Here is a 15,725-nt window from a genome sequence, read left to right as displayed (position 1 = left end):
CTGCCGGGGATCCCGGGCCCCGGCCGCCGCGGCGGCCGGGGCCTCACTTCGCGGTGACACGTCGGTGGGCGTATTCCCGTCGTATACCCGCCGCGCCTACCATTCCGATCGTCAGTCCCCCGCCCCGCATTTCGATGTTTTCCACCGCGGAACGCGACGCCGAACCGCGTTCCGCCGCGCGACGCATGACGAGCCTTGATCACATCGCACGGATGGAACAGGGATCATGAATGACAATCGCGTAGCCGACGCGGCCGGCGGCGCACCGCGCCCCCAGCTGCTGCTCCTGACGGCGGGCGCGGTGATCGGCGTGGTGCTGCTCGCGGCGGCCCTGGCCGTCGAGCTGTCCGGCGCCAACGACCCGCGGAACCCGTCGATGCCGACCCCCACCCGGCCGGCGATCCCGAACCTGCCGACGACGCTCCCGAACGTCCCGCCGGGATCGACCGGAATGCCGACCGATATCCCGACTCGGCTGCCGACGAATTTCCCGACGGAAATGCCGTCCTTCCCGACGAACCTGCCCAGCATTCCACAAATTCCGGGAGGCGCGCCGTGACGGCCCCCGCCGCGGCGGAAGGCGTCCGGTCCGCCCTCCGCGACACCGTCCGCGACGACGCCGCCGCCCGCGCGCGGGCCCTGCTCGTCGCCCGGCTCGCCATCGCGCTGTACCTGGTCGAGCTGCTGCTCAACCTGCTGCGGCCGCACGTGCTGCCGGACGAGCCGACGCTGTCGATCTTCCAGAAGGCGGCCGGCTCCGAGGGGTCGATCGGACGGCTCCTCGCGACGCCCCAGGCCGTGTTCTGGACGCTGCTCGCCGGCATCGCCGCCGGCGCCGCGCTCCAGGCGTTCGTGCTGGTCACGCGCCCGGACGAGCGCCGCGCCCGGGCGCTGACCTGGGCGGTCATAGGGGTCCTGCTACTGCCGTTCGGGCTGATCCCGCTCGTGGTGGTCGGCTCCTACCCTGGCCAGGCGCTCGCCTGCGTCCCCGGCACCGCGTTCGTCCTGTGGCTGCTGCACCACGCCCAGCGGCTCGCCCGGATCCCGCTCGCGATGCTGCTGGTCGCGTTCGGCTGGGGCGCGCTGATCGTGTTCGGGCTCGGCCGCGCCTACAGCAACCTCGCGTTCGGCACGATCAACGGCTTCGTCCTCAAGGGCCACAAGAGCGACCTCGCCGGCCAGATCCACACCCAGTACCGCGTGATCGACGGCATGCTCGTGCATCTCGCCCTCGTGAACGCGCTGCTCGTCGCGGCCGGGGTCGTCCTCCTGCTGGCGCTGTTCCGGCACCGCGTCACCGACGCCGTCACCGGCCTGGTGCTCGGCGCCGCCATCGGCCTCGGCTACAACCTGGTGGAGAGCGTCCTGTTCATCCGCCTGTACGGGCTGTTCAGCGCGTTCAACGGCGCGACGGGAGGTTTCGAGTACTGGATCCGCCAGTCGATCGGCCTCCTCGGCGGGCAGGTCGCCTTCGGCGCGGTGCTCGGCGCCGGGATCGGCCTCGCCGCGCAGGCGCGCGACCGCGGGCGGCGCCTGCGCATCGGTCTGGCCGCCCTCGTCGCCGCGTTCTCCGGCGCCGTCGCCACCGAGACCCTGGCGGCGTGGCTGTCACACCTGGCCCACGACCACGTCAGCGTCGGCGGGCCGCTCGACACCCTGATCATCTCCCCGTTCTTCTGGCTGCTCCCCCAGGCGCCGTTCTTCCTCGTGGCCGTGCTGCTGCTGGTCCACGGGACGCGCGTCCGGGCAGCCGCGGCCCGTGCCGCCGTGTCGGCCGAGACGACCACAAGCCCGGCCATCACCCCGCAGGAGGCGCCGTTCCTCGTCGATCCGGCCCTCCGCTTCTGGACGCTCGTCGGCACCTGGCGCCTCCACGGATGGAGCGGGATGCGCACCCTGCGGCGCCTGCAGACGGCCCAGCTCGATCTGGCCGCCTGGCGCTGGCGGCACCCCGACCCGACCGGCGAGGAGGGAAACGCGTTGCGCGCCAAGGTGATGCGGCTGAAGGCCGGACCCGTACCGCCGCCCATGCCACCGGCTCCCGCGCCACCGGCGCCGCGTCCCGGGGAGGCGGCGTCATGACCCGCCGCACCGGCGCGGCGCGCGCGATCGGCCTCGTGCTCGGGACGCTCCTCTGCGCCGCGCTCGTCCTGCCGCTGGCTCCGCAGAGCGCCTCCGCCTGCGACGTCAGCTACGAGTACAAGCCGACCGTCGATCTCAAGCACTTCGGGCACACCCGCGCGTGCTCGACGTCGACGTCCCTCGGCGGCGTCACCATCGTCGCCGTCCTGGCCCTGGGCGCTCTCGCCGCCGCCGGCGCGATGGCGTTCAAGCGCGGCGCCGCGGCGGTCGGCGCCTCCCCCGCCGGTCCCGGCCCCGCCCCGGCCCTGATCGCCTACCTGCGGGCGACGGGCCTCTCCTTCCCGGTGCGGACGTCGGGTCCCCCGCCCGGCGCGCCCCCGTACCAGCCGCCGGGTCCCGTGCAGGGACGTCCCGCGCCGCCGTATCCGCCGCACCCCGGCTACCAGCAGCCTCCTGCCGCTGGAGGTCCCGGACCGGTACCTCCGCCGGCGCCGCCCGGACCCTGGGCCGTGCCCCCGCAGGCGCCGCCGCCGGGCGCCGCGCCGGGCCCATGGAGCCCCGGGCCACCGCAGGGCCCGGGTCCGCAGCCGCCGCCTCCTCCCCCGCGCCCCGGCGGCGAAGGCCCCCGCCCGACGCCCTGAACCCTCCCCCGCGGACGCACGGGCGGCGCGTGCGTCCACGACGCCGATCACCACCTCCGGCCTGACCTTCCGCCAGGAGCAGGACGACCGCCAAGGAGGCGACGATGCGCACCCGCCCCGCCGGACGTCCGGCACGTCCGGGCCGCCGGCTCGCCGCGCTCCTGCTGGCGGCCCTGGTCGCCGTCGCCGCCGCGAGCCCGGGCGCGTCGGCGGCCCGGACGGCCCTCTCGGCCGCACGCGCACCCGCCGCCTGGACGGCCCCGGCCCCGGCAGCGTCCGGCGGAGGGCCCGACCTCGGCAACGTCTCGCTGCTCTGGACGGCCCGCGGCCGCGTCATCCTCGACAAGATCGTCAAGGACGGTTACCTGGCGGAGTTCAACACCACCTACGCCGCCACCTGGCTGGCGCTGCCCGACGTTTCCCCGGCGGACGCCGGACAGGTCGACCAGATCCTGCGGGACAACTGGGGGGAGAACGAGGAGGCCGCCACCGAGGTCCAGGTGGTGACGGCGCAGACGATCAAGAAGAACGACCCGGACCTCTACGCGGAGCTGCTCGCGGCGAAGAAGATCGTCCCGAACGGCACCGTCCTCCAGACCGTCGGACGGAACTGGTCGCAGGCGCCGGGCAAGAACCAGGGCCTCCTCGCGCTGCACGCCGAGATCATGGCGCTCAAGGCCCAGGTGAAGGCGAAGTACGTCGAGGCGGCACTGAAGGCCGGGAAGACGCCGGCGCAGATCAAGGCGTCGCTGCGGAAGCTCGACAACCGGCTCAGGAAGCTCGGTGAGGGCGCCGCGTACCGGACGGAGCTGCAGCGGGCCCGCCGGCTGGACCAGGTGAAGATCACCGAGACCGCGCTCTCCGCCGGCGACCTGGTCACGAACCAGCCCTGCGGCAACAAGTCGGACTCGAAGTGCAGCGCCGTCGCCAAGGACGCCGACTACATCGTCCCGACCCAGACCATGGGCGGTCTCGCCATCGGCACGGACTACCTGCTCGGCGTCCTGCACCGCACCGACGAGGCGCTGGCGCGGAACGACGAGGCCGCCGCGCTGGAGTGGGCGGGCCGTCTCACCACCATCGCCGAGGGCCTCCAGGCGACCTACCAGACCGGCGTCGCGGGAACCAAGCCGGCGGCCAAGGTGCAGCTGCTCACCGCGGCGCGCAAGCAGGCGATGGACATCCTCAAGGAGGAGGACTTCAACTACCGCTACAAGGAGCAGCCGAAGGTCGCCGACAAGGTGAACGCGTCGCGGAAGGCCCTCAACAAGTACGGCGAAGGCCCGGCGCAGGTCCAGAAACGCGTCGACGCGGCCAAGAAGGACGACCAGAAAAAGAAGAAGCAGGCGTGCGCCGTGACGGGGATGATCCTGCCGGTCCCCGGACTGCGGGCGGCGGCGCCGGCGGCGTTCCCGCTGAAGGACCCGTGCGACGGCGAGGAGGAGAGCGGGCTCATCAAGGGGCTCATGTCCAGTGACCTCGGCGGCGTCGACTTCTCCACGTTGCAGATGCGCTACATGTCCGACGACGGCGGCCACGTGAAGTACGCCTTCTCCGGCCTCCCGGGCGCCCCCGGGGTCGTCCAGAACGTCGGGTCGGGCTTCGACGCGGTCGCGGCCGGCAACGCCGACCTGCGGACGTGGCTGGTGCTGGACCCGAGCAAGTTCTGGGTCAACCTCAACCCCGCCGAACCCGACCGGATCATCGACCCGGCCCTCGGGCGGACGAACGCCGGCCGTGCCCTGCTCGACGCCGACTACCAGATGAAGCGCACCGCCGGGAAGCTGCTGGACCCGAACACCGGGGTCGGCGCGAAGTACTGGGACGCGATGGAGGCCGCCTCGGACAAGCCCTGCGCCGAGACCCGGCTGTGGATCGTGCCCGGCGACGTCGAGGTGCGCGAGGACGGCTCGTCCCTGTACATCCTGAAGGCGGACCTCGCGGTGAAGGCCCAGGCGACCGAGATCGGCAACACCGGCAAGCTGTCCTGCACGACCGACCCGGCGACGCAGGCGCGCAGCGAGCGGCTGGAGCAGACGCTGATCGTGCCGGAGGTCGCCAAGGCGGTCAACGCCGATCCGGCGTACGCGCCGATCCGCCGCGCGTTCCTGGCGCGCGTCGTCGCGCAGTGGATCCGCAAGCGGCACGGGGACGGCCACCGCACGTCGTTCGACGGCCTCATCGGCTCGGGCGACCTCGGCTCGGCGCAGCTCACGGACGGGTGGCGGCCCCGGCAGGTCTACGACTCCTACGTCCGTTCCATCCAGAACGGCGACTTCACCTTCACCCGGACCGTGGAGCGGGGCGGCGTGCGGATGCGGACGCGGGTCGTGACCGGCGGCGTCGACTTCAGCAAGATCCCGATGACGCCGGTCGACGCCGCGCGGATGGACCGCGAGCATCCGGGGCTGCCGCGGACGGTGCGGGCGTCGGCGTCCCGTCCCGCGTCCGCCGCGGACGGTTCGATCTGGCTCGGCGGGACCGACGCGTCGCCGGGCAACGGGCTGTGGTCCCGGACGTCCGGCACCGTGCGGGCGTTCGCGAACGGGCGTACCGGCGTCGCGGCGATCATCGTGGTCGCGCTCGTGGTGGTGGTCTTCGGGCTCCGCACCGGTTCCGGCCGCAGGCGCCGGGCGTCATGACGGGTGGCCGGTGACGGGCCTTGGAAAAGCAGAAAACCGCGGGCCCGAACGGATCCGCGGTCGTCTTTCCCTGATGTACCCCCGAGCGGATTCGAACCGCCGTTACCGCCTTGAGAGGGCGGCGTCCTAGGCCACTAGACGACGGGGGCCGGACTGTGAGCCTCCGCGGTCTCCCGCTCGGGCCTCGCCCAGCTTACCGGACCCGGGACCCCACCTCGAACCGAATTTCACTCCGGAACCGGTGCGCCCGGCGGCTCGCACGGCGGAGCCGCGCACCGGGGATTCCAGGGGGCCGCCTTGCTGGAAAAACACAAAGAGCGGTGGCGAGGTCGGCCGGAGACCGACGAGCGCACCGCTCTGAGCGAACGTACCCCCGAGCGGATTCGAACCGCCGTTACCGCCTTGAGAGGGCGGCGTCCTAGGCCACTAGACGACGGGGGCCTGTCCACGAAGGTGGACGGAGCTGGGGTACCAGGACTCGAACCTAGACTAAGTGAACCAGAATCACTCGTGCTGCCGATTACACCATACCCCAGTGCGGTACGGGCTTCCCGGCCGTTTCCGGCTGGTCGCTCGCGCCTCGAAGAGAATACAGGACGGCGGGTCAGCGGCCAAAACGATTGCCGCGGCGGGCGGGATCAGCGGGAGAAGTCGGGCGGGCCGACGTGCTCGTCGCCCCACTCGACGAGCGGCCGCAGGCGCCGCCAGGCGTCGCGGACCCGGGTGACGACCTCGGGCGTCGCCATCCAGGGGTCGGCGGGCCAGCCCTCGTGGGCGTAGAGGGAGCGGTGGCGCAGCAGGTCGAGGCGGGGGTGGTCCTCCGGGGTGCCGCGCGGGCGGGTCTTCAGCCGGTCCCCGGCGATCTCGAGGCCGGCGGCGCGCAGGCCGTCCACGATGGACTGGAGCTCCTTGCCGGACGCGTCGGCGCCGACGGCGGCCCGGTAGCGGCGGAGCTGCTCGGGCGTCGGCGCGTACATGCCGCCCGCGACCATCAGGCCGTCGGCGTCGATCTGCACGTAGTAGCCGCCGCTGTGGCCGCCCTGGTGGGTCTTGTAGGGCGTCTTGTCCTTGCTGAAGCGGACGTCGCGGTAGGGGCGGAACAGCTTGACCGCGCCGAACTCCTCTTCCAGCTCGGCGCACAGGTCGGCCAGCGGGCCGCGGACGTGCTCGTCGTAGACCTGCCGGTTCGCCGTCCAATAGGACTTGCTGTTGTCGGTGAGGAGGCCCTCGTAGAACTCGAACGCCTCGCTGGTGAAGCCGGTGAACGTCATGACCTCCCCTTCGTACGGCGTCCCCAGCTTAGGGACGCCGTACGACAGGAGGGTCAGTCGCGGGCGACGACGCGGTTGGTGAGGGCGCCGACGTTCTCGACGGTGACCGTGACCTCGTCGCCGACCTGCAGGGGGCCGACGCCGGCCGGGGTGCCGGTGAGGATGACGTCGCCGGGCAGCAGTGTCATGACCTGGCTGACGTACTCGACCAGGCTCGGGACGTCGTGCAGCAGCAGCGACGTGCGGGACTCCTGGCGGACCTCGCCGTTCACCGTGGTGGAGATCGCGAGGTCGGACGGGTCGGCCTCGGTCTCGATCCAGGGACCGAGCGGGCAGAAGGTGTCGAAGCCCTTCGCCCGCGTCCACTGCCCGTCCTTCTTCTGCAGGTCGCGGGCCGTGACGTCGTTCGCGCAGGTGTAGCCGAGGATGACGTCGGCGGCGCGGGCGGCGGGGACCTCGCGGCACATCCGGCCGATCACCACGGCGAGCTCGCCCTCGTGGTCGACGCGCTCGGAGAGCCGCTCCGGGTAGGCGATCGCCTCGCCGGGCCCGATCACCGCGGTGGACGGCTTGGCGAAGATCACCGGTTCGGCGGGCGGCTCGCCGCCCATCTCGCGGGCGTGGTCGGCGTAGTTCTTGCCGATCGCGATGACCTTGCTGGGCAGGATCGGGGCCAGCAGCCGGACGTCGGCGAGCGGGAAGCGCTGCCCGGTGAAGGTCAGGTCGCCGAACGGGTGGGCCGCGACGGCGGCGATGGTGTTCTCCTCCACCACGCCGAAGGACATGCCCTCGTCGGTGGAGAACCTGGCGATACGCATGGCCGAGAGCCTAGTACGCGGCTCAGAACCCGCATGCGGCGCCGTTGACCAGGCACGCTCCCGGCATGGCCGGGGTGCCGGACGCGCCGAACTGGACGTCCATGGTGCCGCCGGGCGGGATCGGGTCGGCGCCGTCGGCGTTCATGATCACCGGGTGGGCGCCGGCGTGGACGAGCCGCGCGTCCCAGACGGTGCGGACGTCGGCGCCGGGCGCGTCGAAGCTCAGCCGCCAGGCGGCCATGGGCCGTCCGGTGCGGTTGGTGATGACGAACCGGCCTTCGAAGTAGCCGTCGTCCCGCTGGACGACCTGGTAGGTGATGCCGTTGCCGGTCACGACGGTCCCGACGCGCGGGGCCGGTCGCGCTCCGGGCTGCGACGTCGTCGGGCCGGCGGTGGGGGTCTTGCTCGGGGCCCGGCTGCCCGGCGTCCGGGTGGCGGGCGCGCGGAGGTCGGGGTCGTCGCCGCCGTCCGATCCGTCTCCGCTGAGCAGCGATACCGCTGCCAGCGCAACGGCCATCACCAGCACGGCCGCGGCGAGCGCGAGGAGGACCGCGAAGCGCTGCGGCCACACCGGGCCCTTCCCACGTGGTGGCTTCGGCGCGGATCCGGCGAGGGCCGGGGGCACCATCGCGGGCGGGGCCTCGGCTCGTGCGTGCTGGTCTGCGGCGGGCGGGGGCGGTCCCGCGATCCGCCGGTCGCCCGGGTCAGGCCCCGGCGCCTCGTCCGGCGGATCGGGTGCCGTCGCGTCCGGGTCCACGATTGCGGCCTCGGGCTCGGGCTCGCCGGGGGCGTCCCGCGGCGGATCGGCCGCGGTGACCTCGACCGGCTCGCTCTCCGCTTCCGCGGCGGCGGGCGGTGGCGCGGGACGGGCGAACTCGACGGTGGACGTGTGGTCCGGAGGCACGTAGCCGGGCTCGTCGCCGCTCACTCCTCGCCCTCCCTGTGGACGGTCACATGGAGTCCGACGGCGGGCGCGGCGATCAAGTTCGTCGGGAACGCCGGAAATGTACGGTCAGCACTGCTGGCCGGCGGGCTCCAGGCCGCGGCGCGCGGCCCGCCGCTGGTGCCGGTTGAGCATGTCGGTGATCAGCTCGATCGCGCCCGGGGTGGCGATGTCCTGCGCGCCGCTGAGCCAGCGGGTGGCCTCGGCGAGCAGGTCCTCGGCGGACCCGTCGGCGCCGTCGTCGGCCATCCGGCCGAGCACCGCGCCGAGCCGCAGCGCCGCCGCGTCGTGCCCGGACTCGGCGGCCCGCCGGTACCAGCCGGCGGCCTGCCCGAGGTCGCCCTCGCACTCGTAGATCTCGCCCAGCCCGAAGGCGACGTCGGCCCAGGATCCGTCCGTGGGACGCCCGAGGTCCTCGGGACTCCAGGGTCGGACAGGCATGCGATCACTCCGGTGGTTCGGCTGCTGGACCACGGCGCGCGGGAACCTCACACGTGCCGTGCGCGACCCATGGTGGCGCCGCCGCCCGAAATCCGCCACCGGTTTAGCCGGTTTGGTGGAAATATCGGCGAAACGCCCGGTCAGCGCCGCAAGGCCCCTCGTCCGTTCGGACGAGGCCGCCCGGCTCGGATGGTCCCGGTCGGCCCAGGTCGCACGGTCGGCTCAGGTCGTCCCCGGTCAGCGCAGGTCGTACCGGGCGAGCGCGTCGTCGAAGCCGTCGTGCCCGTCCTCGTACGAGCGCGGCCGGACGAGCGCGCCCGTGCCCGCCCGGGCGAGCAGGGCCGGGAGGGCGAGCGGGTCGGGCAGCGCGCCGCCGCCGAGGGCGACGGGGTCGCGCAGGACGGTCCGGACGCCCGGGGCGCCGGAGACGAACTCGCCGGCGACGAAGCCGTCGGTCTCGGTCCAGACGACGGCGCGCGTGCCGAGCAGGAAGGTGGCGTCACGGGGGTCGGAGGGGTCGAGCCACACGTCCGCCAGGGGCGTTCCCGAGGCCTGGAGCGCGTCGCTGACCATGGTGATGTATCCGCGGGTGGCGTCGACGTGGGGGTCCGGGTGGGCCTGGGGGCGAACGTGGCCGGTCACTAGCACATCCCTCTCTTCCGCTTGATTGCAGTATGAGGGAATCAGTCGCTTATGTCCTGTTTCAGGGAAACTTTCTGCTCGTGAGGACAGCATGAACTAACCCGTTGGCCCCAATACCTCCCTTCCGTCTCCCCCGTCACTGCGGACACGGTCACCGGCGGGCCGCGACCCCGCATCGCAGCGGTCGCCGGCGCGGGCTCGGCCGGCGGGCGCCGGCGCGGGCTCGGCCGGCGGGCCCGCGGGCCCGGTCAGCCGGCCCGCACGGCGGCCTCGCGCTCGCGGGCCTCGGGCGCGGCGGCCCCGGAAGGACGGCCGCGCGGGCAGGCCGCGGCGGCCAGGCCGGGAGCCGCGGCGACCGCGAACGCGGCGGCCGAGCACATCGCGGTGACCCCGTGCGGCGCGTTCGCCCGCCGGCCCAGCTCCTCGGTGATCAGCAGGACCGCGACCCCGGCCGCGACGGCCCACGCCGCGCCGGGCATCCCCGGCACGCCCGGCGCCCAAACGGTTGCGGCCGCGTTCCATGGCGCGGGGCCGCCGCTCGCGGCGCCCCGGATGCGGGCGGCGCCGGGCCGGGCGGCGGCGCCGTCCGGCGGCACCGGCGTGAGCACCAGCCGCGGGTACGCCCCCGCGGTCGGCTGCTGGCCGCGCCACGGCCTCCACCACGCTCGCCGCTCCGCACCGGCGGGCGGCGCCTGTGTCCGGCTCTCTTCCACCTCGACCTCTCCTCGGCTCGGCGTCCCGCCCACGCGGCGACGGAGATCACGTACGGCTTGGGCTCCCCTGCCGGCCGGCCCGCGACGCCGGGCCGACCACGTTCACGAACACTCCCTGGCGGTTCGACGTCCGCGGCCCCGGCACGCGGAAGACCGTGGAGTTGAACCTCCGGCCGGCCAGGACGATCGAGAGCCCGAGGGCCCCGAACACCGTCAGCGGACCGAGGATCCACAGGTAGACGGACACTGACACCGTCATGTCGGCTCCTTCTGACAGGTCCGGCGTGGCCGACCCGTCCGCTAGTTCTGCATATCCCTTACGTGCCACCCATCGCACTGCTACTGTTGTCGAGCTTTAACTACTAGTTCACTTGTACCAACAAGTCGCTCAGTATGAGTGTTACCCTCTTAGGAGGTTGCAAACATGTTGAGCGGGAAGTACTTGTTCAGTTCTTGACGTCCGGTTCGGGAAGGGGATCGCCACCATGCCTCGCGCGACACCGCTGCGCTGGCGGGAAATCGCCGACGATCTGCTCCGGCGGATCGAGAGCGGGGACCTCGCCGAAGCGTCCGGCACCGCCGCGCGGCGCCGGCTCCCGGCGGAGAAGGACCTCGAACAGCACTACGACGCGTCGCGCAACACCATCCGCGACGCGCTGGCCTGGCTGGCGAACCAGGGACGCGTCGTCTCCGAGCAGGGCAAGGGCACCTTCGTCGTCTACCGGCCGAGCACCGTCCACGTCACCCTGTCCGCCGTCCCGCTGGGCCTCGCGCCCGGCAGCGGCGAGGGCGAGTGGTACAACCGCGACGCGTTCATCCCGGCCGGCCAGAGGGTGACGGTCTCGCCGGTGAAGGTGGAGATCCAGCAGGGCACGCAGCTGATCGCCTGGTACCTGCAGGCCGAGCCCGGCGAGACCTTCGTCTCCCGGCACCAGGAGATCTTCGTCGACGAGCGGCCGTGGGCGCTGCAGACGTCGTTCTACCCGCTGCGGTTCGCCACCGGCGGCGCGCCGCGGCTGCTCGAGCCGACCGACATCCCGCAGGGCGCGGTCGGCTACCTCGGCGAGACCCTCGGCTACGAGGAGGTCGGCTTCCACGACGAGATCCGGGCACGGGTGCCGGACGGCAACGAGAAGCGCTTCTTCAGCCTGGGCGACTCGGCGGCGGACGTCGTCTTCGAGACCAACCGCACCGCCTACTCCGCCGAGGGCGACGCGTTCCGCCTCACCGTGACGGTCTGGCCGGCCGACCGCACCCGGCTGCACTACAACGACGGGAAGGTCCCCGAGCAGGTCATGCGGGCACCGGGCCAGACGCCCGCGGAGCCCCCCAAGGGGAAGGCGCCGGGCGGCGGAGCCCGCGGCGGGTAGTCCCCCGCCGCCCGGCCGCGGCGTTCGCACATCGTCAACCGCCCCCGTTCCGGTCCCCGCGGAAGCCACGGCTCCCGGCGTCGGGCCCGGCGGCGGGGGCTCGGTTCTTTCTCTCGGAGTCAGGAGCCCGTGGACACAGACAGCAGGACCTGCCGGCGCAGCCAGGTCCCCCAACCCGACTACCACATCCGCCAGGCCCGCCCGGACGAGGTCCCGGTCGTCCTCCGCCTCATCGACGGAAGGGCCGCCTGGCTGCGGACCGAGAAGTCCACGACGCAGTGGAACCGGCCCTGGCCCGACCCCGAGAGCCGCTACAAGCGGGTCTACGAACGCGTGGTGAACGGCCTCACCTGGCTGATGTTCGACGGCTTCCGGCCGATCGCCACCGTCACGCTCCAGCCGTTCGGCCATCCGGAGCTGTGGACCGAGGAGGAGCGCGCCGTCGAGGCGGTCTACCTGCACCAGCTGGTGATCGACCGCGACTACGCCGGGACCGGCCTCGGCGCGGAGCTGATCAGCTGGGCGGCGGCCAAGGGCAGGGACCTGCAGCAGGGCGCCTCCGTGCTGAGGATCGACGTCTGGACGGACAACACCGAGCTGCACGCCTACTACCGCCGCCAGGGCTTCGCCTACGTCGCGACCCGCGCGACCGAGGACGCGACGCCGTCCGGGGCCCTCTTCGAACGGCCGATCGACGCCCCGGGCCCGCCGGTGCACCGCATCATCGAAGTCTGGACGTCGCCGAAGCGCACCGGGCCGTCCCGGTGACCTGACGCGCCCGCAGCCCCGAGGAGCGGACATGTCCCCCGCCACTCCCAGGTACATCGAGATCGCGCGAGCGCTCCAGAAGCGGATCGAGTCCGGCGAGCTGCTGCCGGGCGATCAGCTGCCGACCGAGCACGAGCTGGCCGGCGAGTGGAACGTCTCGCCGAACACCGCCAAGCAGGCGATGAAGGAGCTGCGCAGGAGCGGCCGCGTGGAGACGCTCCCCCACCGGGGCAGCTTCGTGTCGAAGGAGAGCACCCCCTTCGTGATCACGCTGAACGACGTGGATCTCGACGAGGACCTCCCGGGACGTCCCGGGGGCGGCGAGGGCCGGGCGTTCGTGGACGAAGCGGAACGCCAGGGCCTCAGGGCCACCTCCTCGCTCCCGCGGGTGAGCATCGCGCAGGCCACGGACGTCCAGAAGAGCGCCCTCCGCCTCCGCGGGGAGCCGCGGCCCCAGATCGTCCGCCGGACGCAGCAGCGCTTCATCGACGGCAAGCCGAACTCGCTGCAGCACTCCTACTTCGCCCTGGAACTGGCGCTCACCGCGCAGGCCCTGCTCGCGGAGAACGAGATAGCGGAGGGCTCGGTGGCCTACCTGCGCAAGCACGGTCACGTCCAGGTCGGTTACGAGGACGGGTTCGACGCGCGCCCGCCCACCGCCGAGGAGATGGAGTTCTTCGGCCTGCCGAGGGACAGCCTCGCCGTCATCGAGCACAGCCGGACGGCCTTCGACCAGGACGGCGAGCCGTTCCGGCTCACCGTCACCGTCTACAAGCCGGGCGCCAACAGGATCCGCTTCTTCGCCGGCGACGTACCGGACGGCGCCCGGAACCCCGCGTCCTGACCGGCGGCCCCGCAGGGCCGTCAGACGAAGCGGACGAGCATGAGATCGCTGTCGGGGGTCTCGCGCCAGTAGACCGCCCCGGGTTCGCGGGACATGCGTTCGACGTCGGCGGCGATGATGAGCGCGCGGTTGATGCAGTCGGTCTTGTTGTAGCCGGTCATGTCCTGGAGGCGCTGGAGCGCCTGGACCGCCTTGCCGGTCAGGTTGAGCGTGACGCGCTCGCCCTGCGGGACGGTATCGGCGCGGGGGGCCGTGCCGTCGCCGGAGGTGCCGGAGGCTGCTCGGGAGTTCGGCATGCGCGGTCATCTCCATTTCCGGCCGGCCCGCGTGCGGACGGCGTGCGGGGCCGGGGAGACGGCCGGCCGCATCGTGTGCGGCCCTCCGGCGCCCTTCCCTGCCCCGAGGTACAGGGTGCAGATGCATGCTTCCCCGGGCGCAATCCGGGAAAACCTCGCAGTCCTCAGCTTCGCATGACCATCGCCATCTGGCAACTGGCTCATTACCGTGCGTTCGTCATCCTTCATATGGCTTTTATATGTATCACGCGGTACCGTCTATGTGGGGGCAAGTGGGGCTCGGACGTGACGCCCGGCCGGAGCAGGCGCAGCGCGCCTCCGCCGGACGGGCGGAGAGGAGAGCACCGTGGGCAGCACAGAGCACAGGGGACGGATCGGACGGCCGTGGCGCCGGGAGCCGCGGAACAGGACGCCGGGAACGCAGAGCGGGCTGGGGGCGGCGTCGGTGACGCTCGCCGCCGCCTTCGGGGGCGAGCTGCTGGCCGGGACGCCCGGCGCCGTGATCGCCGGCGGGCTGGCCCTCGTGTCGCTCACGGCCGCGCCCGCGGTCCACGCGCTCGTCCAGTACCTGAGGGCCGCGATGCCCCCGGGCCCGGGGCCGCTGCCGCCCGGCCCGGGGCCGCTGCCGCCGGTCCCGCCGCACGCGCAGGAGGGTCCCGCTCCGCCGCCGCTCCCGGCCGCCCGCGCCGTCGAGGCCGTCGAGGCGGTCCCGGACGCGCAGGAGGGCGGCACCGCGTTCTGGACGATGCTCACGCAGAGCGAGCGGCAGGCGCTCCTCGACCGCGCCCACGGCCACGTCTACCGCCGGGGCGACGTGCTGTGCCGGGAAGGCGTGCTCGCCCAGGAGGTCATCGTCATCCTCGACGGCCTGGCGCGCGTGTGGGTCGAGGAGGGCGGCGTGCAGCGGACCGTCGCGTTCCGGGGCGGCGGCGAGCTCGTCGGCGAGCGGGCCGCGATGGTGGCGCGGGACCGGTCCGCCACCGTGACCGCCGAGGGCGACCTGAACGCGCTGCGCGTCCCGGCGCACGCGTTCGCCGCCTACCTGGCGGCCCACCCGCGCGTCCAGGCGATCCTGGTGAACCAGGTGTACCGGCGGCAGACCGAGCGGCGCGACGAGGCTGCCCTCCCCGCGGGCGCCGGCGGGCCGGGGACGGCGCTGCCGGACGGGCCGAACGGCAGCTGCACGATCCTGACCACCGACATCCAGGGATTCAGCTCCCGGCGGCGCACCGACGCGGACCGGCGGCACGTCGTCGCGGCCATGTACGGGATGCTGGAGGAGGCGTTCGCCGCGTCCCGCCTCGACTTCGCCGCCCTCCACACCGAGGACCGCGGCGACGGCGCCCTCGTCGTCGTCCCGTCCGGCACGCCGACCGGGCAGGTCGTCGACCCGATGCTCGCGCACCTGGCGGCCGCGCTGCGCCGGTACAACCGGCGCGCCGCCGAGCCCGTCCGGATCCAGCTGCGGGCCGCGATGCACGTCGGGCCGGTCCAGCGCGACGCGCGGGGCGTGTCCGGCCTGCCGATCATCACCACCCGGCGGCTGGTGGACGCGCCGGCGGTGAAGCGGCGCGTCGCCGAGACGGGCGCCGACCTGGCGTTCGTCGTGTCCGAGTTCGTGTTCGACAATGTGATCGCGCCCGCCCCGGGCTTCGTCGACCCGGCCCGCTACGCGCGGGTCCGCGTCCGGGTGAAGGAGACGTCGCTGCCGGCCTGGCTGACCCTGGAGGGGGGCGCGTCCCGGCTGGAGGCGATGTGAGACGGTGGGCACGACCAGACGTGAAGGGGGTCGGGCGTGTCCGTCGTGAAGATCAATGTCCTCACCGTGAACCCGGAGATGCGCGAGGAGATCGAGAAGCGCTTCGCCGGGCGGGCGGGGCTGGTGGAGTCCGCGGAGGGCTTCGAGGCCTTCGAGCTGCTGCGCCCGGTGGAGGGCCAGGACCGGTACCTGGTCTACACCCGGTGGCGCAGCGAGGAGGACTTCCAGCGCTGGACGCAGAGCCAGGCGTTCCAGCACGGGCACGCGCAGGCCGCCGCGGACCGCCCCGCCGGGCACGGGCACGGGCACGGCCACGGGCACGGCGGGCCCGCCGCGTCCGGCGCGGAGCTGTGGGGCTTCGAGGTCGTCGAGAGCGCCGGCCCCAAGCAGGGCTGACCGGTGGCCCCGCGGCGGGCGCGGCGCGAACTGCTGGGCGGCCGCCTCCCGCGCCGCCTCGACGTCGCCGGTCACCACCCCGGGGAGCAGGGCGATGAC

General features: G+C 73.3%; 17 protein-coding genes and 3 tRNA genes. 9 read left to right on the top strand and 11 right to left on the bottom strand.

Going from position 1 to position 15,725, the window contains the following annotated elements; translation table 11 throughout:
* The first annotated feature begins 226 nt into the window (after positions 1-226).
* The 4 genes from AB0C78_RS49435 (at position 227) to AB0C78_RS49420 (ending at position 5,365) form a co-directional block, all read left to right on the top strand.
* Positions 227-559: a hypothetical protein gene (locus AB0C78_RS49435; protein ID WP_360762372.1), complete on the top strand. Its 333-nt coding sequence runs from the start codon at positions 227-229 to the stop codon at positions 557-559.
* Positions 556-2,082 carry a PrsW family glutamic-type intramembrane protease gene (locus AB0C78_RS49430; RefSeq protein ID WP_360762369.1) on the top strand — a complete coding sequence of 509 codons (1,527 nt, stop codon included), beginning with the start codon at positions 556-558 and terminating at the stop codon, positions 2,080-2,082. The genes AB0C78_RS49435 and AB0C78_RS49430 overlap by 4 nt, the downstream gene beginning before the upstream one ends.
* On the top strand, positions 2,079-2,723 hold the full coding sequence (locus tag AB0C78_RS49425; RefSeq protein WP_360762366.1) for a hypothetical protein: 645 nt from the start codon (positions 2,079-2,081) through the stop codon (positions 2,721-2,723). Before AB0C78_RS49430 ends, AB0C78_RS49425 begins: the two co-directional genes overlap by 4 nt.
* Before the next feature lie 104 nt (positions 2,724-2,827).
* Entirely contained in the window at positions 2,828-5,365 is a 2,538-nt protein-coding gene (locus AB0C78_RS49420) for a hypothetical protein (protein WP_360762364.1), read from the top strand.
* 76 nt (positions 5,366-5,441) lie between these two features.
* Here the strand turns inward: AB0C78_RS49420 and AB0C78_RS49415 are convergent.
* From AB0C78_RS49415 to AB0C78_RS49370, 10 genes are all read right to left on the bottom strand, one after another.
* Positions 5,442-5,514 (bottom strand) — tRNA-Glu (locus AB0C78_RS49415).
* A gap of 219 nt (positions 5,515-5,733) precedes the next feature.
* Positions 5,734-5,806: transfer RNA gene (locus AB0C78_RS49410), tRNA-Glu, on the bottom strand.
* Between the two features lie 22 nt (positions 5,807-5,828).
* Positions 5,829-5,900: transfer RNA gene (locus AB0C78_RS49405), tRNA-Gln, on the bottom strand.
* A 103-nt stretch (positions 5,901-6,003) separates the two neighbouring features.
* Positions 6,004-6,636 (bottom strand): DUF2461 domain-containing protein, encoded by a 633-nt coding sequence (locus tag AB0C78_RS49400; RefSeq protein ID WP_360762361.1) that lies wholly within the window; start codon positions 6,634-6,636, stop codon positions 6,004-6,006.
* Positions 6,637-6,689: 53 nt separating this feature from the next.
* On the bottom strand, positions 6,690-7,454 hold the full coding sequence (locus AB0C78_RS49395; RefSeq protein ID WP_360762358.1) for a fumarylacetoacetate hydrolase family protein: 765 nt from the start codon (positions 7,452-7,454) through the stop codon (positions 6,690-6,692).
* A gap of 22 nt (positions 7,455-7,476) precedes the next feature.
* Positions 7,477-8,382 (bottom strand): cellulose binding domain-containing protein, encoded by a 906-nt coding sequence (locus tag AB0C78_RS49390; RefSeq protein WP_360762355.1) that lies wholly within the window; start codon positions 8,380-8,382, stop codon positions 7,477-7,479.
* Positions 8,383-8,466: 84 nt separating this feature from the next.
* A complete protein-coding gene (locus AB0C78_RS49385) occupies positions 8,467-8,838 on the bottom strand; it encodes a hypothetical protein (protein ID WP_360762352.1) in 372 nt (123 codons plus the stop codon).
* A 237-nt stretch (positions 8,839-9,075) separates the two neighbouring features.
* The gene (locus AB0C78_RS49380) at positions 9,076-9,480 is read right to left on the bottom strand and encodes a hypothetical protein (RefSeq protein WP_360762349.1); all 405 of its coding nucleotides are present in this window, start codon (positions 9,478-9,480) and stop codon (positions 9,076-9,078) included.
* Between the two features lie 248 nt (positions 9,481-9,728).
* Positions 9,729-10,193, bottom strand: coding sequence for a hypothetical protein (locus AB0C78_RS49375; protein ID WP_360762347.1), 465 nt, complete (start codon positions 10,191-10,193; stop codon positions 9,729-9,731).
* A gap of 46 nt (positions 10,194-10,239) precedes the next feature.
* A complete protein-coding gene (locus AB0C78_RS49370; protein ID WP_360762344.1) occupies positions 10,240-10,452 on the bottom strand; it encodes a hypothetical protein in 213 nt (70 codons plus the stop codon).
* Positions 10,453-10,678: 226 nt separating this feature from the next.
* Between AB0C78_RS49370 and AB0C78_RS49365 the strand changes: the two genes are divergently transcribed.
* The 3 genes from AB0C78_RS49365 to AB0C78_RS49355 all read left to right on the top strand — a co-directional run bounded on the left by AB0C78_RS49365 (position 10,679) and on the right by AB0C78_RS49355 (position 13,175).
* On the top strand, positions 10,679-11,563 hold the full coding sequence (locus AB0C78_RS49365; protein WP_360762342.1) for a GntR family transcriptional regulator: 885 nt from the start codon (positions 10,679-10,681) through the stop codon (positions 11,561-11,563).
* A gap of 129 nt (positions 11,564-11,692) precedes the next feature.
* A complete protein-coding gene (locus tag AB0C78_RS49360) occupies positions 11,693-12,331 on the top strand; it encodes a GNAT family N-acetyltransferase (protein WP_360762339.1) in 639 nt (212 codons plus the stop codon).
* Between the two features lie 31 nt (positions 12,332-12,362).
* Positions 12,363-13,175, top strand: coding sequence for a GntR family transcriptional regulator (locus tag AB0C78_RS49355; protein ID WP_360762337.1), 813 nt, complete (start codon positions 12,363-12,365; stop codon positions 13,173-13,175).
* A gap of 20 nt (positions 13,176-13,195) precedes the next feature.
* Here the strand turns inward: AB0C78_RS49355 and AB0C78_RS49350 are convergent, their stop codons facing one another.
* The gene (locus tag AB0C78_RS49350) at positions 13,196-13,471 is read right to left on the bottom strand and encodes a hypothetical protein (protein ID WP_360762334.1); all 276 of its coding nucleotides are present in this window, start codon (positions 13,469-13,471) and stop codon (positions 13,196-13,198) included.
* A 346-nt stretch (positions 13,472-13,817) separates the two neighbouring features.
* On the opposite strand from AB0C78_RS49350, the gene AB0C78_RS49345 reads away from it, so the two are divergent.
* The gene (locus AB0C78_RS49345; RefSeq protein WP_360762332.1) at positions 13,818-15,230 is read left to right on the top strand and encodes a cyclic nucleotide-binding domain-containing protein; all 1,413 of its coding nucleotides are present in this window, start codon (positions 13,818-13,820) and stop codon (positions 15,228-15,230) included.
* Positions 15,231-15,266: 36 nt separating this feature from the next.
* Positions 15,267-15,626 (top strand): antibiotic biosynthesis monooxygenase, encoded by a 360-nt coding sequence (locus tag AB0C78_RS49340; RefSeq protein ID WP_360762329.1) that lies wholly within the window; start codon positions 15,267-15,269, stop codon positions 15,624-15,626.
* Positions 15,627-15,725 lie beyond the last annotated feature (99 nt).

It is taken from the genome of Actinomadura sp. NPDC048394 (assembly GCF_040651755.1).
GTDB lineage: Bacteria > Actinomycetota > Actinomycetes > Streptosporangiales > Streptosporangiaceae > Spirillospora > Spirillospora montaniterrae.
Note: the sequence above shows the minus strand (reverse complement) of the source record. Positions and strands in the feature narration are given on the sequence as shown.